The organism is Mesorhizobium humile (genome assembly GCF_033977215.1).
Classification (GTDB): Bacteria; Pseudomonadota; Alphaproteobacteria; order Rhizobiales; family Rhizobiaceae; genus Mesorhizobium; species Mesorhizobium humile.
In genome coordinates this window covers 343,621-363,039 of sequence record NZ_JAVIIV010000001.1, presented here as the reverse complement: position 1 = coordinate 363,039, position 19,419 = coordinate 343,621, and the positions used below count along the sequence as shown (strand labels likewise).

Sequence of the window (19,419 nt, the reverse complement as noted above, 5' to 3'; positions counted from 1 at the left end):
CGGCCGGCGACTGATGGCCAGGCGCCGCAATGATGCGGCCCGGAAAGGGAAAGCCCCATGACCAGAAACCCAGAGACTCCACGGTCTCCGGGAACAACGGGAGCCCAGCGCGATCACCGCCTTCGGGACGGGGTCGACGCGCTGGGCTTTCGGCTGATTCCGTTGACCCTGCCCAGGAGCAGGCGTATCGTTACGCGGAGGAAAGCAGACAATTCGATCGGGGAAGAACGTGCCGCAACGCCGCGCCTTGCCCTGGTTGGCGCGGTAGGGCGGGACGTCCCTCCCAGCGGCTTCGGGGGGAGTTCAATGTCTTGCTCGTTCGTGCCCACGCGCGCATCCCGTTTGCGCCGCGCAATCAAGGCAACCAGCGGAATTCTTGCTTTGGCATTGAGCGCCGGCCTCTGGTTCGGCAGCGCCGCCCAGGCGCAGGAAACCCAGATCATCTATCCCGGCTCGATGGCGGTCACCGGCTTCCCGGGCACCGTTATCCCCGGTTTCGACCAAGGCCTGCCGCCCGGCGTCGACCCGGTTGATGAAACGTTTATCGACACATCGCGCGCGACGTTGCGCGTTTTCGACGTCTCGCATCTGGGCGGCCCGGCCTCGGGCCAGCTCGTCAACACGCCGCCGCCCTTCGAGGTGACGGCCGGCCAGATCGGCGAGGTGTTCGGCCTCACCTATGACGACGGCGTGCGCGATGGCGTGCCGTCGGGCATCCCCAACCTTTATGCCGCCGCGACCTCGTTGCATGGCGTCGAGATCGTCACGCCCGACGCCGACGATGACGGGCGTCCGGAGCGGCAGCGTCGCGGCACCGCGGGCGCTGCCTTCATGGACGGCCAGTTCGGCACCGAGAATGGCGGCGGACCAGGCACGATCTGGAAGATCGACGGCATCACCGGCGCCGTCTCGAAATTCGCCGACATCGACACCAACAGCGGGCCGGGCATCGGCAACCTCGCCTTCGACCCGATCCACCGCCAATTCTTCGCCTCGGACCTCGACACCGGCCTCATCCACCGCATCGACGCCAACGGCCATCTGATCGACACGTTCGACCATGGTGTCGCCGGCCGCCCGGCGCATGGGCTTGGTCCCGTCGCCGACGACGGCGCCGTCATGGACATCCAGGGCGCCGCCTTCGACACCGAAGATCCCGAGACCTGGGGCTATACGCAGGACGAGCGCCGCGTCTGGGCGGTCTCCTATCATGGCGGCCGGCTCTATTATTCGGTCGGCGAAAAGTCCGAGATCTGGTCGGTCGGCATCGCGCGCGACGGCACGTTCGCCGGCGATCCGCGCTGGGAACTGACGGTCAAGGCCGACAAGGACTATGCCGTCACCGACATCGCCTTCGACAACAAGGGCTTCATGTATCTGGCCCAGCGCGGCCCGGTCGAAAACCGTTACGATTACAGCCGCTTCGCCGATTCCGGCAAAGGCGAGCTGATCCGCTACTGGCGCGAGGACCCGGATGATCCGGCGACGGAATCGGCCTGGGTCGAGGTGCCGCAGGAATATGCGGTCGGCTTCCCGCAAGGCAACCGCCAGTCGGCCGGCGGGGTCGATCTGCAATATGGCTATGACGCCGAAGGCAATCTCGACACCTCCGTCTGTACCGACACCGTCGTCAACACCGGCGACAAGCTGCGCGACAACCCCGAGCTTGCCGAGCGGCTCGCCGCCGGCGGGCCGCTTGCCGTGCATGGCGTGCAGCTGACGCCGAGCGCGCTGGTCAAGCCGGCCAACGTGCCGCCCTTCGGCTCGTGGTTCGTCGATTTCGACGGCTATTTCGAAGACCCTGAGGTCGAAGGCCATGTCGGCGACGTCAGGGTCTGGCGCCCCTGCGAGGGCCGCGCCGGCTACTATGAGGAAATCCCGGGCGGCTATCTGCCTCCCTTCTACCCGCCGGACTTCCCACCGCCCGGCAACCTGCCACCCTGCGTGGATGTCGAGGACGTGCACTATTACTGCACGCCGCGCGGACTCCAGGCCGATCTCTATCTCCATGACCATGCCGGCTTTGGCGGCGATTCGATCAAGGCGCAGTCCGGGACGCCCGGCGTCGGGGTGACAACCCCCATGTCGCATGTTCCGGGCAGGCCCTACACGATCGATATCACCGGCCATTATCCTGGCGACACCGTCAATGTCGGGCTTTGCTTCTATCGCAAGTCCGACCAGGACAAGGGTGGCTACTACCCTTGCTGCAAGATGACGCTGCCGCTCAGAACGCCAGCCGTCAGCTGCGAACGTTGAGGGAGGGACAGATGGACAATCTCGCCCTTTCCCGCCTCGCCTCACGCAAAACCGTCATGGAGACGATCATGAAACCCCTGTCATACGCCAGGCGCGGCGCGCGCTGGCTGATGGCGGCCGGTATCGCGGTCGCCATGATGCCGGCCCTGCCGGCGCTTGCCGACGACACCGCGCCGGCCAAGCTTGTGGAAGTTGCCGGGCCGGAGCCCAGGCTCGACCTGGACAACCCGCGCATCGTCAACCCCGAACCCGGCCGCATCGTGCCCTTCTTCACCAAGACGGGCGGCCAGCGAAGCTGCGACTATGTTTCCTACACGCTGACTTTCGGTCTGCGCGGCAGCGAACAGGCTTTCGCCAATCCGGCTTTGGTCAACGCGTTGAAGAACGCCAAGATCGAGTTCAAGGACCAGCTACCGCATGGCCTGAAGATCGTCAGCGTGCATGTGACGGGCGACGGCACGGACGGCTCCGGCGGCGCGCTGCCGGCGGCCACGATCAGCAGCTCGGCCAATCCGGATGACACGGCGACGGTTTCCGACTTCCGGATCTCCGCCTCCGATCTCGACGGCTTGGGCGCGCCGAACGAACGCGTCATCACCTTCCAGATCCTGGCCAAGATCGACCAGGCGGCGTTTCCCGCGCCGGCCAATGTCGACAACCAGGGTCAGATCAAGGTGTCGATGCGAGGTGGCCCGGGGACCATCATCCCGTCGCAGGACCCGAGCAAGCCCGATGACGGCAACATCCTGACCGGCGCCAAGACGACGATCCATATCGACGTCACCAAGTGCAACCCGCCGCCTCCACCCCCCGGCAAGGAATGCTTCAAGGTCGAGCACGGCACGGTCGACTGCGTGCCCGGCGGGGGCGCCTTCATCTACCACATGCCGGTCGGTCCCGAGATCGGCGGCAAATGGGTGCAGGTGTCGACGACGACGCCCGGCATCACCATCGTGCCCGCCATGCAGAAAGTGCCGGTCGGCGGCGGCGTGCTGAACTGGAAGATCATCGGCGCTTCGCCCGGCGAGGCCATCCACCTCATCGTCACCGGCATAGAGGGTTACGCCGGACCGAAAGAAGGCTGGGGGCTCTGCTGCACGCAGGTGATAGACATCGTCATCCCGCGCGACCTGAGGTGCCCGCCGAAGGACAAGGAGCCGGACCTCAAGGTCGAGAAGCATGCCGACGTGCCGCGATGCACGATGGCCGGCGGCTGCGACTTCACCATCACTGTCACCAATGTCGGCGACGCGCCCTATAACGGCAAGATCGTGCTCGACGAGGTGACGCTGCCGGCAGGCTCCGTGCTGACCTCCGGGCCGAATGCGCCCTGGGTCTGCGTGCCCGGCACGACGCCGATGACCTGCACCTATCCGGTGACGACGCTCAACCCCGGCGCCTCCGTCAACCTCAAGCTCGGCTTCAAGCCGGCAGGCGGATGGCAGGGCAGCGTGCTGCGCAACTGCGCCGCCTATGACTACGACGCCAGCGGCAAGCCGCTGTTCGGCAGCCAGCTCAACGACCGCGGCTGCGCCTCGATCCCGATCTGCCGCCGTGGCGACCGCGATCCGCAGTGCAACCCGGTCGAAAAGAAGGTGGACCTGATCCTGAAGAAGCGCGCCCGCATCCCGGTCTGCACGGCCGACGGCGTCTGCTACTTTGTGATCGACATCATCAACAACGGCACCAACACCTATAACGGGCCGCTGACGGTGATCGACAACTACCCCGGCGGCGCACCCACCTCGTCGACCTTCGGGCCGAGCCCGCCATGGACCTGCGGACCGAATGGGCCTGGACAGTTCCGTTGCGACAATGCGGGCATCTCGCTGCCTCCGGGCGCCTCGACGCCGATCGTCGTCAAGGCGGTGATGCCGGCAAACTACCGGCCGGATACGGTGGAGAACTGCGCCGAGGTGAAGGCCATTCCCGGCGAGGTCGACCTCGCCAACAACAAGGCCTGCGCCACCGAGCGCATCCGCCATCCGAATGGCGGCCGGCCCGGCCTGCGCATCACCAAGGAATGCGGCGGCGATCGACTCATTGCCGCCGGGCGGGTCTCTTGCCGCATCACCGTCACCAATGCCGGCACCGCGGCCCCCACCGGACCGGTGCGGGTCAATGACGCCGCGACGCTGGTGTCGGGGGGTGCTCCGGTGCAAATCCAGACCGTGGCCCCCGACGGCGCGGAGTGGAGCTGCGGACCAGTGCCTGCCAACACGCTGTCGTGCCAGATTCCAGGCGCCGTGATGACGCCCGGAACCTCCAGGCACTTCGACGTGACGGTAAGCGGCAACGGCGCGTTCGAGAACTGCGCGCGCGGCTCCTACGGGCCGGCGCCGGGCGACGACATCGTCTACCCGATCGGCCAGGCTTGCGCGAAGGGCGGCGGCGCCTCGACCATCCGGGTCGAGAAGACCGGCGATGCCGAGTGCCAGCCCGGCCAACCATGCTCGTTCGAGATCACCATCACGAATGACGGGCCGAATCCCTTCTCCGGTCCGGTCCGCATCGGCGATGCGATCGGCGTGGAGGGCCTCGGCCGACTGGAAGGCGTTGAGATCAGCTCGATCGATCCGCCGTTCGGCTGCTCGCCGGAACCGACGACGCTGCCGGCATCCTGCATCGCCAACCTGACGCTGGGGGCCGGCGAGAGCCACACCCACCACGTCACCGTGATCCTTCCCGAGGACGGGCGCCTCGCCAATCTGCAGGGAACGGTCAACGGGCAGAACTGCGTCGGCGTGCTGCCCCCGAACACACCGGTGCAGGGCGGCGGCGAGGTGCTGTCGCGCGACCTAACCACCAACCAGGGCGATCGCGGCAAGGCCTATGCGTGCCACCCCTTCACCATCAGGCACGAGGTGAAGAACCAGTGCTCGTTTGGGCTGGTGCTGAACTCGGCCGGCCGCTGCGTCTGCCCGGAAGGTACTATCTTCCGCAACGGCCAATGTTCGGGTGTTGGGGGCACGGGTGGCGGCACCAAGCTCCTGCCTCTCCCGCCACCACCGCGCTGCGTCCTGCTGCAGGGCCAGATCCGGACCGAGGACGGACGCTGCGTCTGCCCGCGCGGCACGGAGCTGGAAAACGGCAAATGCGTGCGGGGCGAACAGCCGCAGGAGCCGCAGTGCACGCTGCGTCCCGGCCAGTACCGCGACCAGGACGGCAACTGCGTGTGCCGCCGTGGCGAGCTGGTGGACGGCATCTGCCAGGTCGTTCCGCCGAAATGCACGGTGCGCGGCGCGGTGCCGACTTCGGACGGCAATGGCTGCACTTGCCCGGACGGCACGCATCTCGACCGGGTAGCCAAGGCCTGCGTACCCGACAGGCAGCCGCCCGCCCAGTGCCGCATCCGCGGTCAGTCCCGCAATGCCGATGGCGATTGCGTCTGCCCGAGCCGCATGGAAGTCCGTGATGGCGCCTGCCGGCCGATCGTGTCGAGGCAATGCCCGATACGCGGCGAGGTGCGCGACGCCAACGGCAACTGCGCCTGCCCGGACGGCCTGGAGGTGCAGGGCAAAGCCTGCAGGCCGCCAAGGCCGAAGCAGGAGCAGTGCACCATTCGCGGTCAGGTCCACAACAAGCGGGGCGACTGCGTCTGCCCGCGCGGGACCGAAATCCGCGACGGCGCCTGCCGCAAGCCGCAGCAGGAATGCGCGCCGGGCTCGCGCGTTGTCGACGGCCAGTGCCAGCCGATACTGACCAGGCGGCGCTGCCCGGTCGGGACGACCGGACTATTCCCGGACTGCACGCCGATCCGCAGGCGGCCGGGCGTCGAGATCAACCCCGGCATCCTGCTCAACCCGAACGTGCTGCAGCAACTGGTGCCGCAGCGCCAGCCGCGGCGCGTGCTGCAGGATCCGGCGGGCGCCAACATCCAGAACTTCAAGCCGTAATCTTGTGGCTCAAGACCCAGACCCGCCGGAGCGATCCGGCGGGTTTTTCTTGCCCGCTGCTTTCCCTTTCCGGCATCCTCCTCTAGGAAGTCTTCAAATTGCGTCTGGAGGAAGGGTGAGACCGTCATGAGCAACAAAACCCTGATCGCGCCGTCAGTGCTGGCGTCGGACTTCTCCAAGCTCGGCGACGAGGTCGAGGCTGTCGCGGCGGCCGGCGCCGACTGGATCCATCTCGACGTGATGGATGGCCATTTCGTGCCCAACATCACCTTCGGCCCGCCGGTGATCAAGGCGATCCGCAACCGCACCAAGGCGTTCTTCGACTGCCATCTGATGATTGCGCCGGCCGATCCTTACCTGGCGGCCTTTGCGGAAGCCGGCTGCGACGGCATGACGGTGCACGCCGAGGCTGGGCCGCATCTGGACCGCTCGCTGCAGACCATCAAGAGCCTTGGCAAGAAGGCCGGCGTCTCGCTCAACCCGGCGACGCCGGAAACGACGATCGAATATGTGCTCGACCGGCTGGACCTCATCCTGATCATGACCGTCAATCCGGGCTTCGGCGGACAGGCCTTCATCCCGGCGATCGTCGACAAGGTGAAACGGGTCAAGGCGCTGATCGGCAGCCGGCCGATCCATATCGAGATCGACGGCGGCGTTTCAGCCGAAACGGCGCCGCTGGTGACCGCGGCCGGCGCCAATGTGCTGGTGGCGGGCGCCGCCGTCTTCAAGGGCGGCAGCGCCGAAGCCTATAGGGCAAATATCGAAGCAATTCGAACGGCCGCCGACAGAGCCGCCGGTTAAACGTATAATCGTCCGACCTCTAGCGGAAGTTGCACAATCGCGGGTCGATTGAACGACTGTTCAATATACGAAGCGGCGCAGGAATATCGGCTTTTCACCGAGAATCTACTTCATCCGATAAATAGACGGTCCGCCTCGTCTTAAAGTCGAATATCGTCATCTTCCGCTTTGAGGCGTCGTTGCCCGGCTGTATGATATATGTAGGGGAATTGCTTCGCCGCGGAGCCCTGGCAAACCAGGGGCAAAGCAACAGGAGCTCGATTGACAAACGGAAGTACCGAGCCGGGTGAGAGCAAGGGCGGCAAAAGCACGCTTGCCAGTTCGGTCTACCAGCAACTCCGCGACGACTTGCTGCGCGGGGCCTTGGAGTCCGAGACGAAACTGCGTGTCGAGTGGGTCGTTTCCCGCTATGGCGCCGGCGCCTCGCCGGTGCGAGAGGCGTTAAACCGCCTGGCCGCCGAGGGCCTGCTCGGCCGCCACGACCAACGCGGCTTCTTCCTGATGCCGGTCAGCGCCGTGGAGCTGGAGGAGTTGACGCGCACGCGCTGCTGGCTGGAGGAGCGGGCGCTGCGCGAATCCATTGCCCACCGCACCGCCGAATGGGAAGAGCAGCTGGTGCTTGCCCTGCACCGCCTTGCGCGCGCCGAGCGCCGCCTGCCGGACGACCCGGCAACCAACAATCCGGAATGGGAGAAGCTGCACCGCGCTTTTCATCATGCGCTGATCGCGGCGTGCCGGTCGCACTGGCTGATCGGCTTTTGCGATCAGCTTTCCGATCAGGCGTCGCGCTACCGCCTGATCTCGCAAACCGCGCCGGGGATGGGACGCGACGATCTCAGCGAGCACCGCATCATTGCCGAACGCACGCTGGATGGGGACGCCAACGGCGCGGTCGAGGCGCTTCTCAATCATTACCGCCTCACCGCGGCGATGTGCATGGAACGCTTCGCACAGGGCTATGACCCGAGGGCCGGCGTCAGCAAGCCACGCCGCAGATAGCGACGGAAAACTGCCACGCAGTGTTTGCTCCGCCGCCAATCTGTATTCGGTCAGGCGAGCGCAACGCATGTGCCATTCGGCATGCGCCTAGAGCGGTTCACCGTTTCACGAAAACGGCGAACCGCTCTATCTCCTTGTCTTGAGGCAATTCCGGACGGAAAACCGCATACACTTTTCCTGGAATTGCTCTAGAGGACATTCATGACCAACCATCTGTTCGATGCTTTCCGTTCCCGCATGCCGGCGCCCGACAGGCTGCTGATGGAGGCGGATGACGGCCGTTCGATCACCTATGGCGACATGCTGGCGAAGTCGGCGCAACTGGCGCATGCGCTGGCGCAGGCCGGCGTCGAGCCCGGCGACCGTGTCGCCGTCCAGGTCGAGAAGAGCCCGGAGGCGGCGCTGCTCTATCTCGCTTCGTTACGCGCCGGCGCGGTCTTCCTGCCGCTCAACACCGCCTACACGCTGCCGGAGCTCGATTATTTCTTCCGCGACGCCGAGCCGAGGCTGATCGTTTGCGATCCGGACCGTCTTTCGGGCGTCGAGCCGCTTGCCGCGGCGATCGGCGCGACGGTGCTCACGCTCGGCCGCGACGGGCAGGGAACGCTGGCCAGCCAGGCTTCGAGGCAGGCGACGGACTTCAGCGATGTCGGGCGCGGGCCGGACGATCTTGCCGCCATCCTCTACACGTCCGGCACGACCGGCCGTTCGAAGGGCGCGATGCTCAGCCACGAGAACCTTGCTTCCAATGCCCGCGTGCTGGTCGAGCAGTGGCGCTTCGGCGTCGACGACGTGCTGATCCACGCGCTGCCGATCTTCCACACGCACGGTCTGTTCGTCGCCACCAACGTCATCCTGATGGCCGGCGCGACAATGTTCTTCGAGCGGAAATTCGACCCCGCGCGCGTCCTGTCGCTGATGCCGCGCGCGACCGCGCTGATGGGCGTGCCGACCTTCTATGTGCGGCTGTTGCAGCAGGACGGCCTGACGCGCGAGGCGGCCAGCGCCATGCGGGTCTTCATCTCCGGCTCGGCGCCGCTGCTGGCCGAGACGCACAAGGCCTGGCGCGACCGGACCGGCCACGCCATCCTCGAGCGCTACGGCATGACCGAGACCAACATGAACACGTCCAACCCCTATGACGGCGAGCGGCGCGCCGGCACGGTCGGATTCCCCTTGCCCGGCGTCTCGCTGCGCGTCACCGAGCCCGAGACGGCCAAGCCGCTGGCCCAGGGCGAGATCGGCATGATCGAGGTCAAGGGCCCGAACGTCTTTGCCGGCTATTGGCGCATGCCCGAGAAGACCAGGGCCGAATTTCGCGACGACGGCTTCTTCATCACCGGCGATCTCGGCCTCGTCGACGCCGACGGCTACGTCCATATCGTCGGGCGCGGCAAGGACCTGATCATCTCGGGCGGCTACAACGTCTATCCGAAGGAGATCGAGAGCGAGATCGACGCGCTCGACGGCGTCAGCGAAAGCGCGGTGATCGGCGTCGCCCACCCAGATTTCGGCGAAGGCGTCACCGCGGTCGTGGTGCGCAAGCCAGGCTCGGCGATCGATGCTGCCGACATTGCGGACGCCATCGCCGGCCGGTTGGCGAAATACAAGCATCCGAAGCAAGTGATCTTCGTCGACGAACTGCCGCGCAACACGATGGGCAAGGTGCAGAAGAATGTGCTGCGCGATGCGTACAAGGATATCTATTCTAAAGCCGGCTAATGGATAACCGGTTGGCCGAATCTGGACTGGCTTGCCGGGAGAGCATCGCGGACGTGGGAGATTAGCTAAGACGCCTGACATCGTCATTCTAGGGCGGAGCAAGGAGCGCAGCGACGCGCGCAGACCCTAGAATCCATGCCGTGACCTGCGAGCGTCACAGCGGTGCGAACAATGGCACCGGAACGACGGCGTCGACAGTCTTCTTCTGCATCGCTGCAGTCTTCGGCCGGCGTCACGGCATGGATCCTCGGGTCTTCGCTCCGCTTCGCGTCGCTACGCCCAAGGATGACGACCGAAAGGCCTAAGCCCCAAACACTTTCTTGCCACCGATCCAGACATTCCGGACATCCAGGTCGTTCGACAGCCCAACAATATCAGCGGCTGTGCCGTTGGCGAAACGGCCAAGCCGGTGCGCCTGGCTGATTGCCTCGGCCGGATAGAGCGAGGCCATGCGCAGGGCCTCGTCGAGATCGAGGCCGACGACGCGGTGGACGAAGCGGACGGCGGAGATCATGTCGAGATCGGCGCCGGCCAGCGTGCCGTCGGCGAGTCTGAGGCTGCCATCCTTACGGTAGATGGTACGGCCGTTGAGCGTGAACGACGTCATGTCGGTGCCGATCGTCGCCATGGCGTCGGTGACCAGCACGATCTTGCCCGGCCCCTGCTTGCCGCGCAGCGCGAGGATCATCGTGGCGGGATGGACATGGATGCCGTCGGCGATGATGCCGGCATACAAGCCGCCGGTGTCGATCGCAGCACCCGCCAGGCCCGGCTCGCGGTTGCCGATCTGGCTCATGGCGTTGAACAGATGCGTCACCACCGTGGCGCCCGCCTCGGCAAAGGCGCTGGCTGTCGCGTAATCGGTATCGCTGTGGCCGAGGCTGACGACGACGCCGGCCTTGGCCAGCGCCGCGACGCGAGACGGTTCGACCGATTCCGGCGCGACCGTGGTGAGCAGCACGGGAAGCTCTTTGCGCGCGGCGATGAGCGCGGCCTGATCGGCATCGGCCATCGGCCGGATCAGCGCCGGATCATGCGCGCCCTTGCGGGCTATGGAAAGATGCGGCCCTTCCAGATGCAGGCCAAGGAAGCCCGGCGCCTTCTGCCTGGTGGCCTCGGCGCCGGCGGCGATGGCGGCGGCGGTGATCGCCGGCGTGTCGGTGATCAGCGTCACCAGCAGCGCCGTGGTGCCGAAAGGCGCATGCGCCCGGCAGATGGTCTCGATCGAGGCGACGTCGGGATGGTCGTTGAGCATGACGCCGCCGCCACCATTGACCTGGATGTCGACGAAGCCGGGCACCAGCAGGCCGCCACCGGTCTCGACCGCCGGAACGCCGGACGGAACCGCGCCTTCGGGCAGGATGGCCTCGACCGCGTCGCCCTTGACGACAAGGGCGGCGTTGTCATGCCAGTCGGCGCCGTCGAAGATGCGGGCGCCGGTGAGTGCGAAACGGTCGCTCATACGGTTTCCGTCACCTTGCGCAGGTTGCGCGGCGTGTCTGGGTCGAGGCCGCGATGGCGTGCGAAGGCCTCGACGAAGCCGTAGAAAGACACGATAAGCGGCAGCGGATCGGTCAGCGGGTGGCCGGTGGCGACATACGGCAGAAGCCTCGCGGCCTTCGCCTTGTCGGAGGTGATGAAGGTGGCGGCGCCCTTGGCCGTCAGGCCGTCAGCCGCCTCGGCGACCGAGAGTTCGGACGCATCGCGCGCGGCAAGCGCCAGAACCGGGAAACCTGGGCCGACCAGCGCCAGCGGCCCGTGCATGACCTCGGCGGCGCTGTAGGCTTCGGCGTGCATGGCGCAGGTTTCCTTGAACTTCAGCGCCGCCTCGCTGGCGATCGCGAAGGACGGGCCGCGGCCGAGGATGAACAGCGACTGCGGATTTTCCAGCGCGCCGGCGAGCGCCATCCAGTCGCAGGCGATCGCCTTCTCGAAATGGCCGGGCAGGCCGGCGAGCGCCTGAAGCAACGGCTTGTCGTCGGTGGCGTGCGCCATCAGCGCAAGGCCGGCGACGGCCGAATTGACGAAGGTCTTGGTGGCCGCGACGGAGCGCTCCGGTCCCGCCAGAATGTCGATGGCATAGTCGGAGGCGCGCGCCAGCGGCGAGTCGGCCGTGTTGGTGATGGCGACGGTCAGCGCTCCTCCTGCCCTTGCCGTTTCGGCCATGGCGACGATGTCGGGGCTCTTGCCCGACTGCGAGACCGCCAGGCAGGCGGAGCCGCGCAGCCTGAGCTTCGCGCCATAAATGGACGCGATCGAAGGGCCAACCGAAGCGACCGCAAGGCCGGCGGTCAGCTCGACGGCATATTTCATGAAGGTCGCGGCGTGGTCGGACGAGCCGCGCGCCACGGTGACGACGAAATGCGGGTCGCGTTCGCGCAGGCCGCGACCCGCCTCGGCCAGCGCCACGGCCGAACCGTCGAGAAGGCGGGCGGCGGCTTCGGGGATCTCATCGATTTCGCGCCGCATATGGGTGATGTTTGCCATCATGGCCGGATCTCCTCTCCCGGCCCGGTCAGCCGGAGTTCCGCGACGAAATCATAGGCGTCGCCCCTGTAGACCGAGCGGGTGAACTCTATCACCTTGCCGCTCGCCAGATAGGAAATGCGCTCGATCTGCAGGCCGGCAACCCCCGGCGGCACTTCCAGCAGGCGCGCATCGGCGTCGCCAAGATTGGTGGCCGAGATACGTTGCACGGCGCGGACCGGCCGATTGCCAGTCGTGCCCAGCGCCGCATAGAGCGAGGAGCCTATCGCCTCGGGATCGGGCAGCACGCTGGCCGAGAGCGCCGCGCGCTCGATCGCCAGCGGCGTGTCGTTGGCGATGCGCAGGCGCGCGACACGCGCGACCAGCTCGGTCGAGGACAGGCCAAGCACCATCATCTCGTCCGGCGACGGCGCATAGAGGCCGCGGTCGAGCCAGACGGAGCGCACGTTCATGCCGCGGCGCGCCATATCCTCGGTAAAGGAGGTGAGCCGCGACAGCGACTGCTCGACGCGCTCCATGCGCGGCGCGACGAAGGTGCCCGAGCCATGGCGCTGGACGAGGATGCCGCCCTTGACCAGGTCCTGCACAGCCTTGCGCACGGTGACGCGCGAGATATCGGCTTTGCTGGCGATGTCGCGCTCGGACGGCAACGCATCGCCGGGGCCGATGAGGCCGCGATTGACCGCTTCCTCGATGCTTCTCCTCAGCTGCAAATAGAGCGGCGCGCCGCTCTGCGAAGATTCCCGCAGCATGGCGAAGATCTGGTCGGCAGCGCTCATCGGCCGGCCTCCGAACCCCTGGCGAAGATGCGCAGGGCCATCTGCACGGCGCCGCCGAGCGCATCGTCGAGCGGGGCTTTCAGCAGCGCCTGGTAACGCGCCGACAGGCGCGGCGCGTAGAGCGGCGCCAGACCGCCGAGCAGACAGAGCGGAGCATCGTCGGCAAGATCGAGCGCGCCGAGCGAAGCCTCGACATCGGCCACCGCCTTGGCGAGGATCCAATTGGCGATGAGATCGCCCTTTTCGGCATGCTCGAAGACCTTTGGCGCGAAGCCGCCGAAATCGCCCGGCTTGGCGTTGGTGGTGAATTCGACCACGTCTTCGGGATTGTTGCGGAAGACAGCGAGCATGGCGTCCGTCAAGGGCGAGCCCGGACGGATGCCGTCATAGGCAAGCAGCGTCTGCTCCAGCAGGTCGCGGCCGATGCGGGCGCCGCTGCCCTGGTCGCCGACCTGGAAACCCCAGCCGCCGATGGCGCGCGACTTGCCATTCTTGCGCGCCATATAGGCGGTGCCGGTACCCAAAATGGCCATGGCGCCATCGCCTGCACCGACCGCGCCCTCGAGCGCGATCTCGGCGTCGGTTTCGACGCGGCTTTTGCTGAAAGGCAGGATCGCTTCGAGCTGCTGCCGGTAGGTGCCGACATTGGCGCCGGCGAGGCCGAGAATGGCCGGCGTGCGCGGGATCAGCTCCGGACCATGGCCGGCGGCGAGGAATGCCTGCCTGGCCGCTTCGACGATGTTGGCACGCGCGCCGGTGAGGTCGGTGCGGATGTTGGCGGCGCCGCTCTTGGCGCGGCCGACGACGGCGCCGTCGACGGTCGCAAGGGCCGCCCTGCAGCTGGTGCCGCCGCCATCGATACCAAGCACAAATTTCACGCAATTTTCTCCTCGGCCGAGATAATACCAATAAAATACCAATAGCCAAGAGTTAATTTCGGTTCAAAAAAGATTAAGCCGTATTTTATTGAAAACCCACGGTAATTTGCCGGCAAGCGAGTTCCCCCGCCTGAAGTTCGTTAATGCGTATGGACAAGTGGTATTTTTTTGGTATTGTTCGCTCAGTTGGAGGAAAACGGATGGCCGAGACGCGCACGGAAGCGCTCCACCAGAATGCCGAGGGGCTGGATGTCCAGACCCCGGAAGCCATCCTTGCGTTCCTCGCCAATGCCCAGATCGAGGCCAGCAAGGCCGTCCATGGCGCCATTCCGGCGATCGCCGTCGCCGCCGAACTCATCGCGAAGCAATTGAAGAGCGGCGGCAAGCTCGCCTATGCGGCCGCCGGCAGCTCCGGCCTGATGGCGGTTGCCGACGCGCTGGAACTGCCCGGCACCTTCGGCATCGCACGCGACCGCATCGCCCTCCTGATCGCCGGCGGCGACGAGGCCTTCCGCACGCTGGCCGGCGGCCCGGAGGACGACACCGAGGAAGCGGCGGCGGCCGTCGCCGCGGCCGATATCGGCAAGGGCGACTGCCTGATCGCCATTTCCGCCAGCGGCTCGACCCCTTATGCTGTCCAGGCGCTGCAGGACGCCCGACGCCGGGGCGCCGCTACCATCGCCATCGCCAACAACCGGGGCGCGGCGCTGTTCAGCCGAGCCGATGTCGCCATCCTGCTCGAAACGCCGCCGGAGCTGATCGCCGGCTCGACGCGCATGGGCGCGGGCACCGCGCAGAAGATCGCGCTCAACATGCTTTCGACGCTCACCGCCATCCATCTCGGCCATGTCCATGACGGCTACATGGTCAACCTGACCGCCGACAACATCAAGCTGCGCGACCGCGCCGTGCGCATGGTCGCCGCCATCAGCGGCAAGAGCCGCGACGACGCCGCCCGCCTGCTCGAGGAAAGCGGCGGAGTCGTCAAGACAGCCATTCTGCTCGCCGCCGGCGCTGCCAACGCCGACGCGGCCGAGAAGATACTGGAAGGAACCGGCCAGAAGCTCAGGCCGGCGCTTTCCGCGATCGAGGGGAGCAAGGGGCGCTGAGCCTCTGTCCTCAAAACGGAACCTGAAAAAGGTCAACAGGGAGACTGAAGATGAAGACCAAACTACTGACGGCCCTTCTGCTCGGCACAAGCATCCTCGGCACGACCGGGATGGCGCTGGCCGAGGACGTGACGCTCAACATCGAAAGCTGGCGCGGCGACGACCTGACCATCTGGAAGGACAAGCTGATCCCGGCTTTCGAAGCCAAGAACCCTGGCATCAAGGTGGTGTTCGCGCCTTCGGCTCCGACCGAGTATGACGCGGCGCTGGGCGCCAAGCTCGCCGCCGGCTCGGCGGGCGACCTGATCACCTGCCGCCCCTTCGACAAGTCGCTCGAGCTGTTCAAGAAGGGCAACCTCGCCGACCTGAGCTCGCTGCCGGGCATGGAGAACTTCTCGCCCGTCGCCAAGTCCGCCTGGCAGACCGATGACGGCAAGTCGAGCTTCTGCGTGCCGATGGCCTCGGTCATCCACGGCTTCATCTACAACAAGGATGCCTTCGACAAGCTCGGCCTCAAGGTGCCGACGACCCGCGACGAGTTCTTCGCCGTGCTCGACAAGATCAAGGCCGACGGCACCTACATTCCGATGGCCATGGGCACCAAGGACCTCTGGGAAGCCGCGACCATGGGCTACCAGAACATCGGCCCGAACTACTGGAAGGGCGAGGAAGGCCGCGCTGCCCTGATCAAGGGCGAGCAGAAGCTCACCGATGCTCAGTGGGTCGAACCCTTCAAGGAACTGGCGAAGTGGAAACCCTATCTCGGCGACGGCTTCGAGGCACAGACCTATCCGGACAGCCAGAACCTGTTCACGCTCGGCCGCGCCGCCATCTATCCGGCCGGCTCGTGGGAAATCGGGCTGTTCAACACCCAGGCGCAGTTCAAGATGGGCGCCTTCCCGCCGCCGGTCGAGAAGGCCGGCGACACCTGCTACATCTCCGACCATACCGACATCGGCATGGGCCTGAATGCAGCGTCGAAGCATGCGGATGCGGCCAAGAAATTCCTGTCCTGGGTGGCCTCGCCGGACTTCGCCACCATCTACGCCAACGCGCTGCCGGGCTTCTTCAGCCTGAACTCCGCGCCGGTGAAAATGGAAGACCCGCTGGCTCAGGAATTCGTCTCCTGGCGCGGCAAGTGCAAGTCGACGATCCGTTCGACCTACCAGATCCTGTCGCGCGGCACGCCGAACCTCGAGAACGAGACCTGGGTTGAATCGGCCAATGTGATCAACGGCACCGATACGCCGGAAGCCGCGGCCAAGAAGCTGCAGACCGGCCTCGACAGCTGGTACAAGCCGGCGAAGTAAGAGATCAGGCAACGGACCGGCCGGGCGCATGCCCGGCCGGCATTCAAACAGTTCCAGATAGCGATTGTCGGCGCAGCCTCCCGGTCTTACCCTCACCTTGCGGGGAAGACGGAGCCGATCTGTCGCTGGCCTTGTCTTACCCTCACAGGGGACAAGCGGGCCGTGCATCGAGGCATCAGCTAGCATCGACTGAACTGGAACCCAGAGACGGCGGGGAACCGAACTCATGGCTACCGAGACTATGGCTGCAGAAACGCGAGCGAAAAGACCGATCCGCTGGCATGTCGGCGTCTTCCTGGCGCCGGCGGTGCTGGTCTACACCGCATTCATGATCCTGCCGCTGGTCGGCACGCTCCAGCTGTCCTTGTTCCGCAACATCGAGCAGTCCCAGGTCTTTGTGGGCTTTAGCAATTTCCGCACGCTGTTCGGAGATCCGAACTGGTCGGTGAATTTCTGGAATGCGCTCAGGAACAATGTCTGGTTCTTCATCATCCACATGCTGGTGCAGAACCCGATCGGCATCCTCCTGGCGGCGCTGCTTTCCAGTCCCAGGCTGCGCTTCACCGCGTTCTACCGCACGGCGATCTTCGTGCCGACGATCCTCTCCTTCGTCATCGTCGGCTTCGCATGGAAGCTGATCCTGTCGCCGATCTGGGGCGTGGCGCCGCATCTGATGGATTTCGTCGGACTGAAGAGCTTCTTCACGCCGTGGCTCGGCAAGGAGCAATATGCGCTCACCGCGCTCAGCCTGGTCTCGGTGTGGCAGTTCGTCGGCATCCCGATGATGCTGATCTATGCCGCACTTCTGTCGATCCCCGACGAGGTGATCGAGGCCGCCGAATGCGACGGCGTCACCGGCATGGCGCAGTTCTGGAAGATCAAGCTGCCGCTGATCCTGCCCTCGATCGGCATCATCTCGATCCTCACCTTTGTCGGCAATTTCAACGCCTTCGACCTGATCTACACCGCGCAGGGCGCGCTCGCCGGACCGAACTATTCGACCGATATCCTCGGCACCTTCCTCTACCGCGCCTTCTTCGGCTTCCAGTTGCAGGTCGGCGATCCCAACATGGGCGCCGCGATCGCCACGATCATGTTTCTGATCATCCTCGCCGGCGTCTGCGTCTACCTGTTCCTCGTGCAGACGCGTCTGCGTCGCTATCAGTTCTGAGGCACGCCATGAGCACAGCCACCCATTCGCTCCCCCGCACCATCGGCGCGCATGCGATCCTTCTGACCTACACGGCGATCGCGCTGTTTCCGGTGATCCTTGTCGTCATGAACTCGTTCAAGTCCCGCGCGGGCATCTTCGGCGCGCCGCTGACGCCGCCGACGACGAAAACCTTCGACCTGATCGGCTACACCACGGTGATCGGCCAGGGCGATTTCTTCCACTATTTCCAGAACAGCCTCGTCGTCACCGTCGCCTCGCTGTTCTTCGTGCTGTTGTTCGGCGCGATGGCCGCCTTCGCGCTGTCGGAATACCGCTTCCGCGGCAACACGCTGATGGGGCTTTACCTTGCGCTCGGCATCATGATCCCGATCAGGCTCGGCACCGTCGCCATCCTGCAATTGATGGTGGCGAGCGGGCTGGTCAACACGCTGACGGCGCTGATCCTGGTCTACACCGCGCAGGGGCTGCCGCTGGCGATCTTCATCCTGTCGGAATTCATGAAGCAGGTGTCCAACGACCTGAAGAACGCCGGGCGCATCGACGGGCTGTCGGAATACACGATCTTCTTCCGCCTGGTGCTGCCGCTGGTGCGGCCGGCGATGGCGACGGTCGCCGTCTTCACCATGATCCCGATCTGGAACGACCTGTGGTTCCCACTGATCCTGGCGCCGTCGGAAGAGACCAAGACCGTGACGCTCGGCGCCCAGCTCTTCCTTGGCCAGTTCGTCACCAACTGGAACGCGATCCTGGCGGCGCTGTCGCTGGCCATCCTGCCGGTGCTGATCCTCTATGTCATCTTCTCGCGGCAACTGATCCGCGGCATCACATCGGGAGCCGTCAAGTGAGCCCAGAGAGACCCCTTCGCGTTGTGGTCGCCGGCCTCGGCAATATGGGCCGCAGCCATGCGCTGGCCTATCACACCAATCCGGGCTTCGAGATCGCGGCGCTGATCAACCGCTCCGACGTGCCGCTGCCGGAGGGGCTTGGGCGTTACGGCATCAGGCGCTCCTTCGAGGATGCGCTGCGCGACGAGAAGCCGGACGTCGCCGCGATCGCTACCTATTCCGACAGCCATGCCGACTATGCGGTGCGGGCCTTCGAGGCCGGCTGCCATGTCTTCGTCGAGAAGCCGCTGGCGACGACGGTTGCCGACGCACAGCGCGTCGTCGATGCGGCCAAGGCCAACGGCAGGAAGCTGGTGATCGGCTATATCCTGCGCCACCACCCGTCCTGGATCCGGCTGATCGCCGAGGCGCGCAAGCTTGGCGGCCCTTACGTCTTCCGCATGAACCTCAACCAGCAGTCCTCCGGCCATACCTGGGGCACGCACAAGCAGCTGATGCAGACCACATCGCCGATCGTCGACTGCGGCGTGCATTACCTCGACGTGATGCTGCAGATCACCGACGCCAGGCCGGTCGAGGTGCGCGGCATGGGCGTGCGGCTGAGCAATGAGGTTTCGCCCTCGATGTACAATTACGGGCACCTGCAAGTGCTGTTCGAGGACGGCTCGGTCGGCTGGTATGAAGCCGGCTGGGGGCCGATGATCTCGGAGACGGCCTTCTTCGTGAAGGACGTGATGTCGCCAAAGGGCTGCGTGTCGATCGTGATGAAGGAGGGCGTGAAGTCCGACGACATCGACACCCACACCAAGACCTCGACGATCCGCCTGCATAGTGCCGAGACGGGCCCTGACGGTAAATTCGCCAGGGAAGACCAATTGCTGTCGATGGAAGGCGAGCCGGGCCACCAGGAGCTCTGCGACCTCGAGCAGGCCTTCCTGCTCAAGGCCATCCGCGAGGATATCGACCTCACCCGCCACATGGACGATGCCGTGAAGTCGCTCGCCGTCTGCCTTGCCGCGGATGAGAGCGTGCGCAGCGGCAAGGCGGTGCGGCTATGAAAAAGGAATTGTCATCAGGGGTTGCGCTCTACGGCGCCCCCCTCTGGCCTGCCGGCCATCTCCCCCTCAAGGGGGGAGATCAGATGTCGCCACGGCCTT

General features: G+C 65.7%; 14 protein-coding genes. 10 read left to right on the top strand and 4 right to left on the bottom strand.

Translation table 11 applies throughout. The annotated features are described in order from the left end of the window. Positions 1-306: 306 nt before the first annotated feature. The 5 genes from RFM52_RS01730 (at position 307) to RFM52_RS01710 (ending at position 9,680) form a co-directional block, all read left to right on the top strand. The gene (locus RFM52_RS01730) at positions 307-2,259 is read left to right on the top strand and encodes a hypothetical protein (RefSeq protein WP_430699225.1); all 1,953 of its coding nucleotides are present in this window, start codon (positions 307-309) and stop codon (positions 2,257-2,259) included. Positions 2,260-2,270: 11 nt separating this feature from the next. Beyond that, on the top strand, positions 2,271-6,155 hold the full coding sequence (locus tag RFM52_RS01725; protein ID WP_320294121.1) for a DUF7929 domain-containing protein: 3,885 nt from the start codon (positions 2,271-2,273) through the stop codon (positions 6,153-6,155). A 126-nt stretch (positions 6,156-6,281) separates the two neighbouring features. Next, the gene (gene rpe / locus RFM52_RS01720; RefSeq protein WP_320294120.1) at positions 6,282-6,959 is read left to right on the top strand and encodes a ribulose-phosphate 3-epimerase; all 678 of its coding nucleotides are present in this window, start codon (positions 6,282-6,284) and stop codon (positions 6,957-6,959) included. A 261-nt stretch (positions 6,960-7,220) separates the two neighbouring features. Then, complete coding sequence (locus RFM52_RS01715; RefSeq protein ID WP_320294119.1) at positions 7,221-7,958, top strand: GntR family transcriptional regulator; 738 nt, start codon at positions 7,221-7,223, stop codon at positions 7,956-7,958. Positions 7,959-8,159: 201 nt separating this feature from the next. Further along, positions 8,160-9,680 carry a malonate--CoA ligase gene (locus RFM52_RS01710; protein ID WP_320294118.1) on the top strand — a complete coding sequence of 507 codons (1,521 nt, stop codon included), beginning with the start codon at positions 8,160-8,162 and terminating at the stop codon, positions 9,678-9,680. 301 nt (positions 9,681-9,981) lie between these two features. On the opposite strand, the gene nagA is transcribed toward RFM52_RS01710, so the two are convergent. The 4 genes from nagA to RFM52_RS01690 are packed head-to-tail and all read right to left on the bottom strand — an operon-like array spanning position 9,982 to position 13,824. Beyond that, positions 9,982-11,142 (bottom strand): N-acetylglucosamine-6-phosphate deacetylase, encoded by a 1,161-nt coding sequence (gene nagA / locus RFM52_RS01705; protein ID WP_320294117.1) that lies wholly within the window; start codon positions 11,140-11,142, stop codon positions 9,982-9,984. Beyond that, positions 11,139-12,170: an SIS domain-containing protein gene (locus tag RFM52_RS01700; RefSeq protein WP_320294116.1), complete on the bottom strand. Its 1,032-nt coding sequence runs from the start codon at positions 12,168-12,170 to the stop codon at positions 11,139-11,141. The genes nagA and RFM52_RS01700 overlap by 4 nt, the downstream gene beginning before the upstream one ends. Next, positions 12,167-12,946, bottom strand: a complete 780-nt coding sequence (locus RFM52_RS01695; RefSeq protein ID WP_040979934.1) for a GntR family transcriptional regulator — start codon at positions 12,944-12,946, stop codon at positions 12,167-12,169. Before RFM52_RS01695 ends, RFM52_RS01700 begins: the two co-directional genes overlap by 4 nt. Then, complete coding sequence (locus RFM52_RS01690; protein WP_320294115.1) at positions 12,943-13,824, bottom strand: glucosamine kinase nucleotide-binding domain-containing protein; 882 nt, start codon at positions 13,822-13,824, stop codon at positions 12,943-12,945. The genes RFM52_RS01695 and RFM52_RS01690 overlap by 4 nt, the downstream gene beginning before the upstream one ends. Before the next feature lie 200 nt (positions 13,825-14,024). Here RFM52_RS01690 and RFM52_RS01685 point away from each other — a divergent pair, with 200 nt between their 5' ends. The 5 genes from RFM52_RS01685 to RFM52_RS01665 all read left to right on the top strand — a co-directional run bounded on the left by RFM52_RS01685 (position 14,025) and on the right by RFM52_RS01665 (position 19,320). Then, on the top strand, positions 14,025-14,933 hold the full coding sequence (locus RFM52_RS01685) for an N-acetylmuramic acid 6-phosphate etherase (protein ID WP_320294114.1): 909 nt from the start codon (positions 14,025-14,027) through the stop codon (positions 14,931-14,933). Between the two features lie 50 nt (positions 14,934-14,983). Further along, positions 14,984-16,243 (top strand): ABC transporter substrate-binding protein, encoded by a 1,260-nt coding sequence (locus RFM52_RS01680; protein ID WP_320294113.1) that lies wholly within the window; start codon positions 14,984-14,986, stop codon positions 16,241-16,243. Between the two features lie 241 nt (positions 16,244-16,484). Next, positions 16,485-17,414, top strand: coding sequence for a carbohydrate ABC transporter permease (locus tag RFM52_RS01675; RefSeq protein ID WP_320294460.1), 930 nt, complete (start codon positions 16,485-16,487; stop codon positions 17,412-17,414). A gap of 8 nt (positions 17,415-17,422) precedes the next feature. Then, a complete protein-coding gene (locus RFM52_RS01670) occupies positions 17,423-18,262 on the top strand; it encodes a carbohydrate ABC transporter permease (protein WP_320294112.1) in 840 nt (279 codons plus the stop codon). After that, on the top strand, positions 18,259-19,320 hold the full coding sequence (locus tag RFM52_RS01665; RefSeq protein WP_320294111.1) for a Gfo/Idh/MocA family protein: 1,062 nt from the start codon (positions 18,259-18,261) through the stop codon (positions 19,318-19,320). The genes RFM52_RS01670 and RFM52_RS01665 overlap by 4 nt, the downstream gene beginning before the upstream one ends. Positions 19,321-19,419 lie beyond the last annotated feature (99 nt).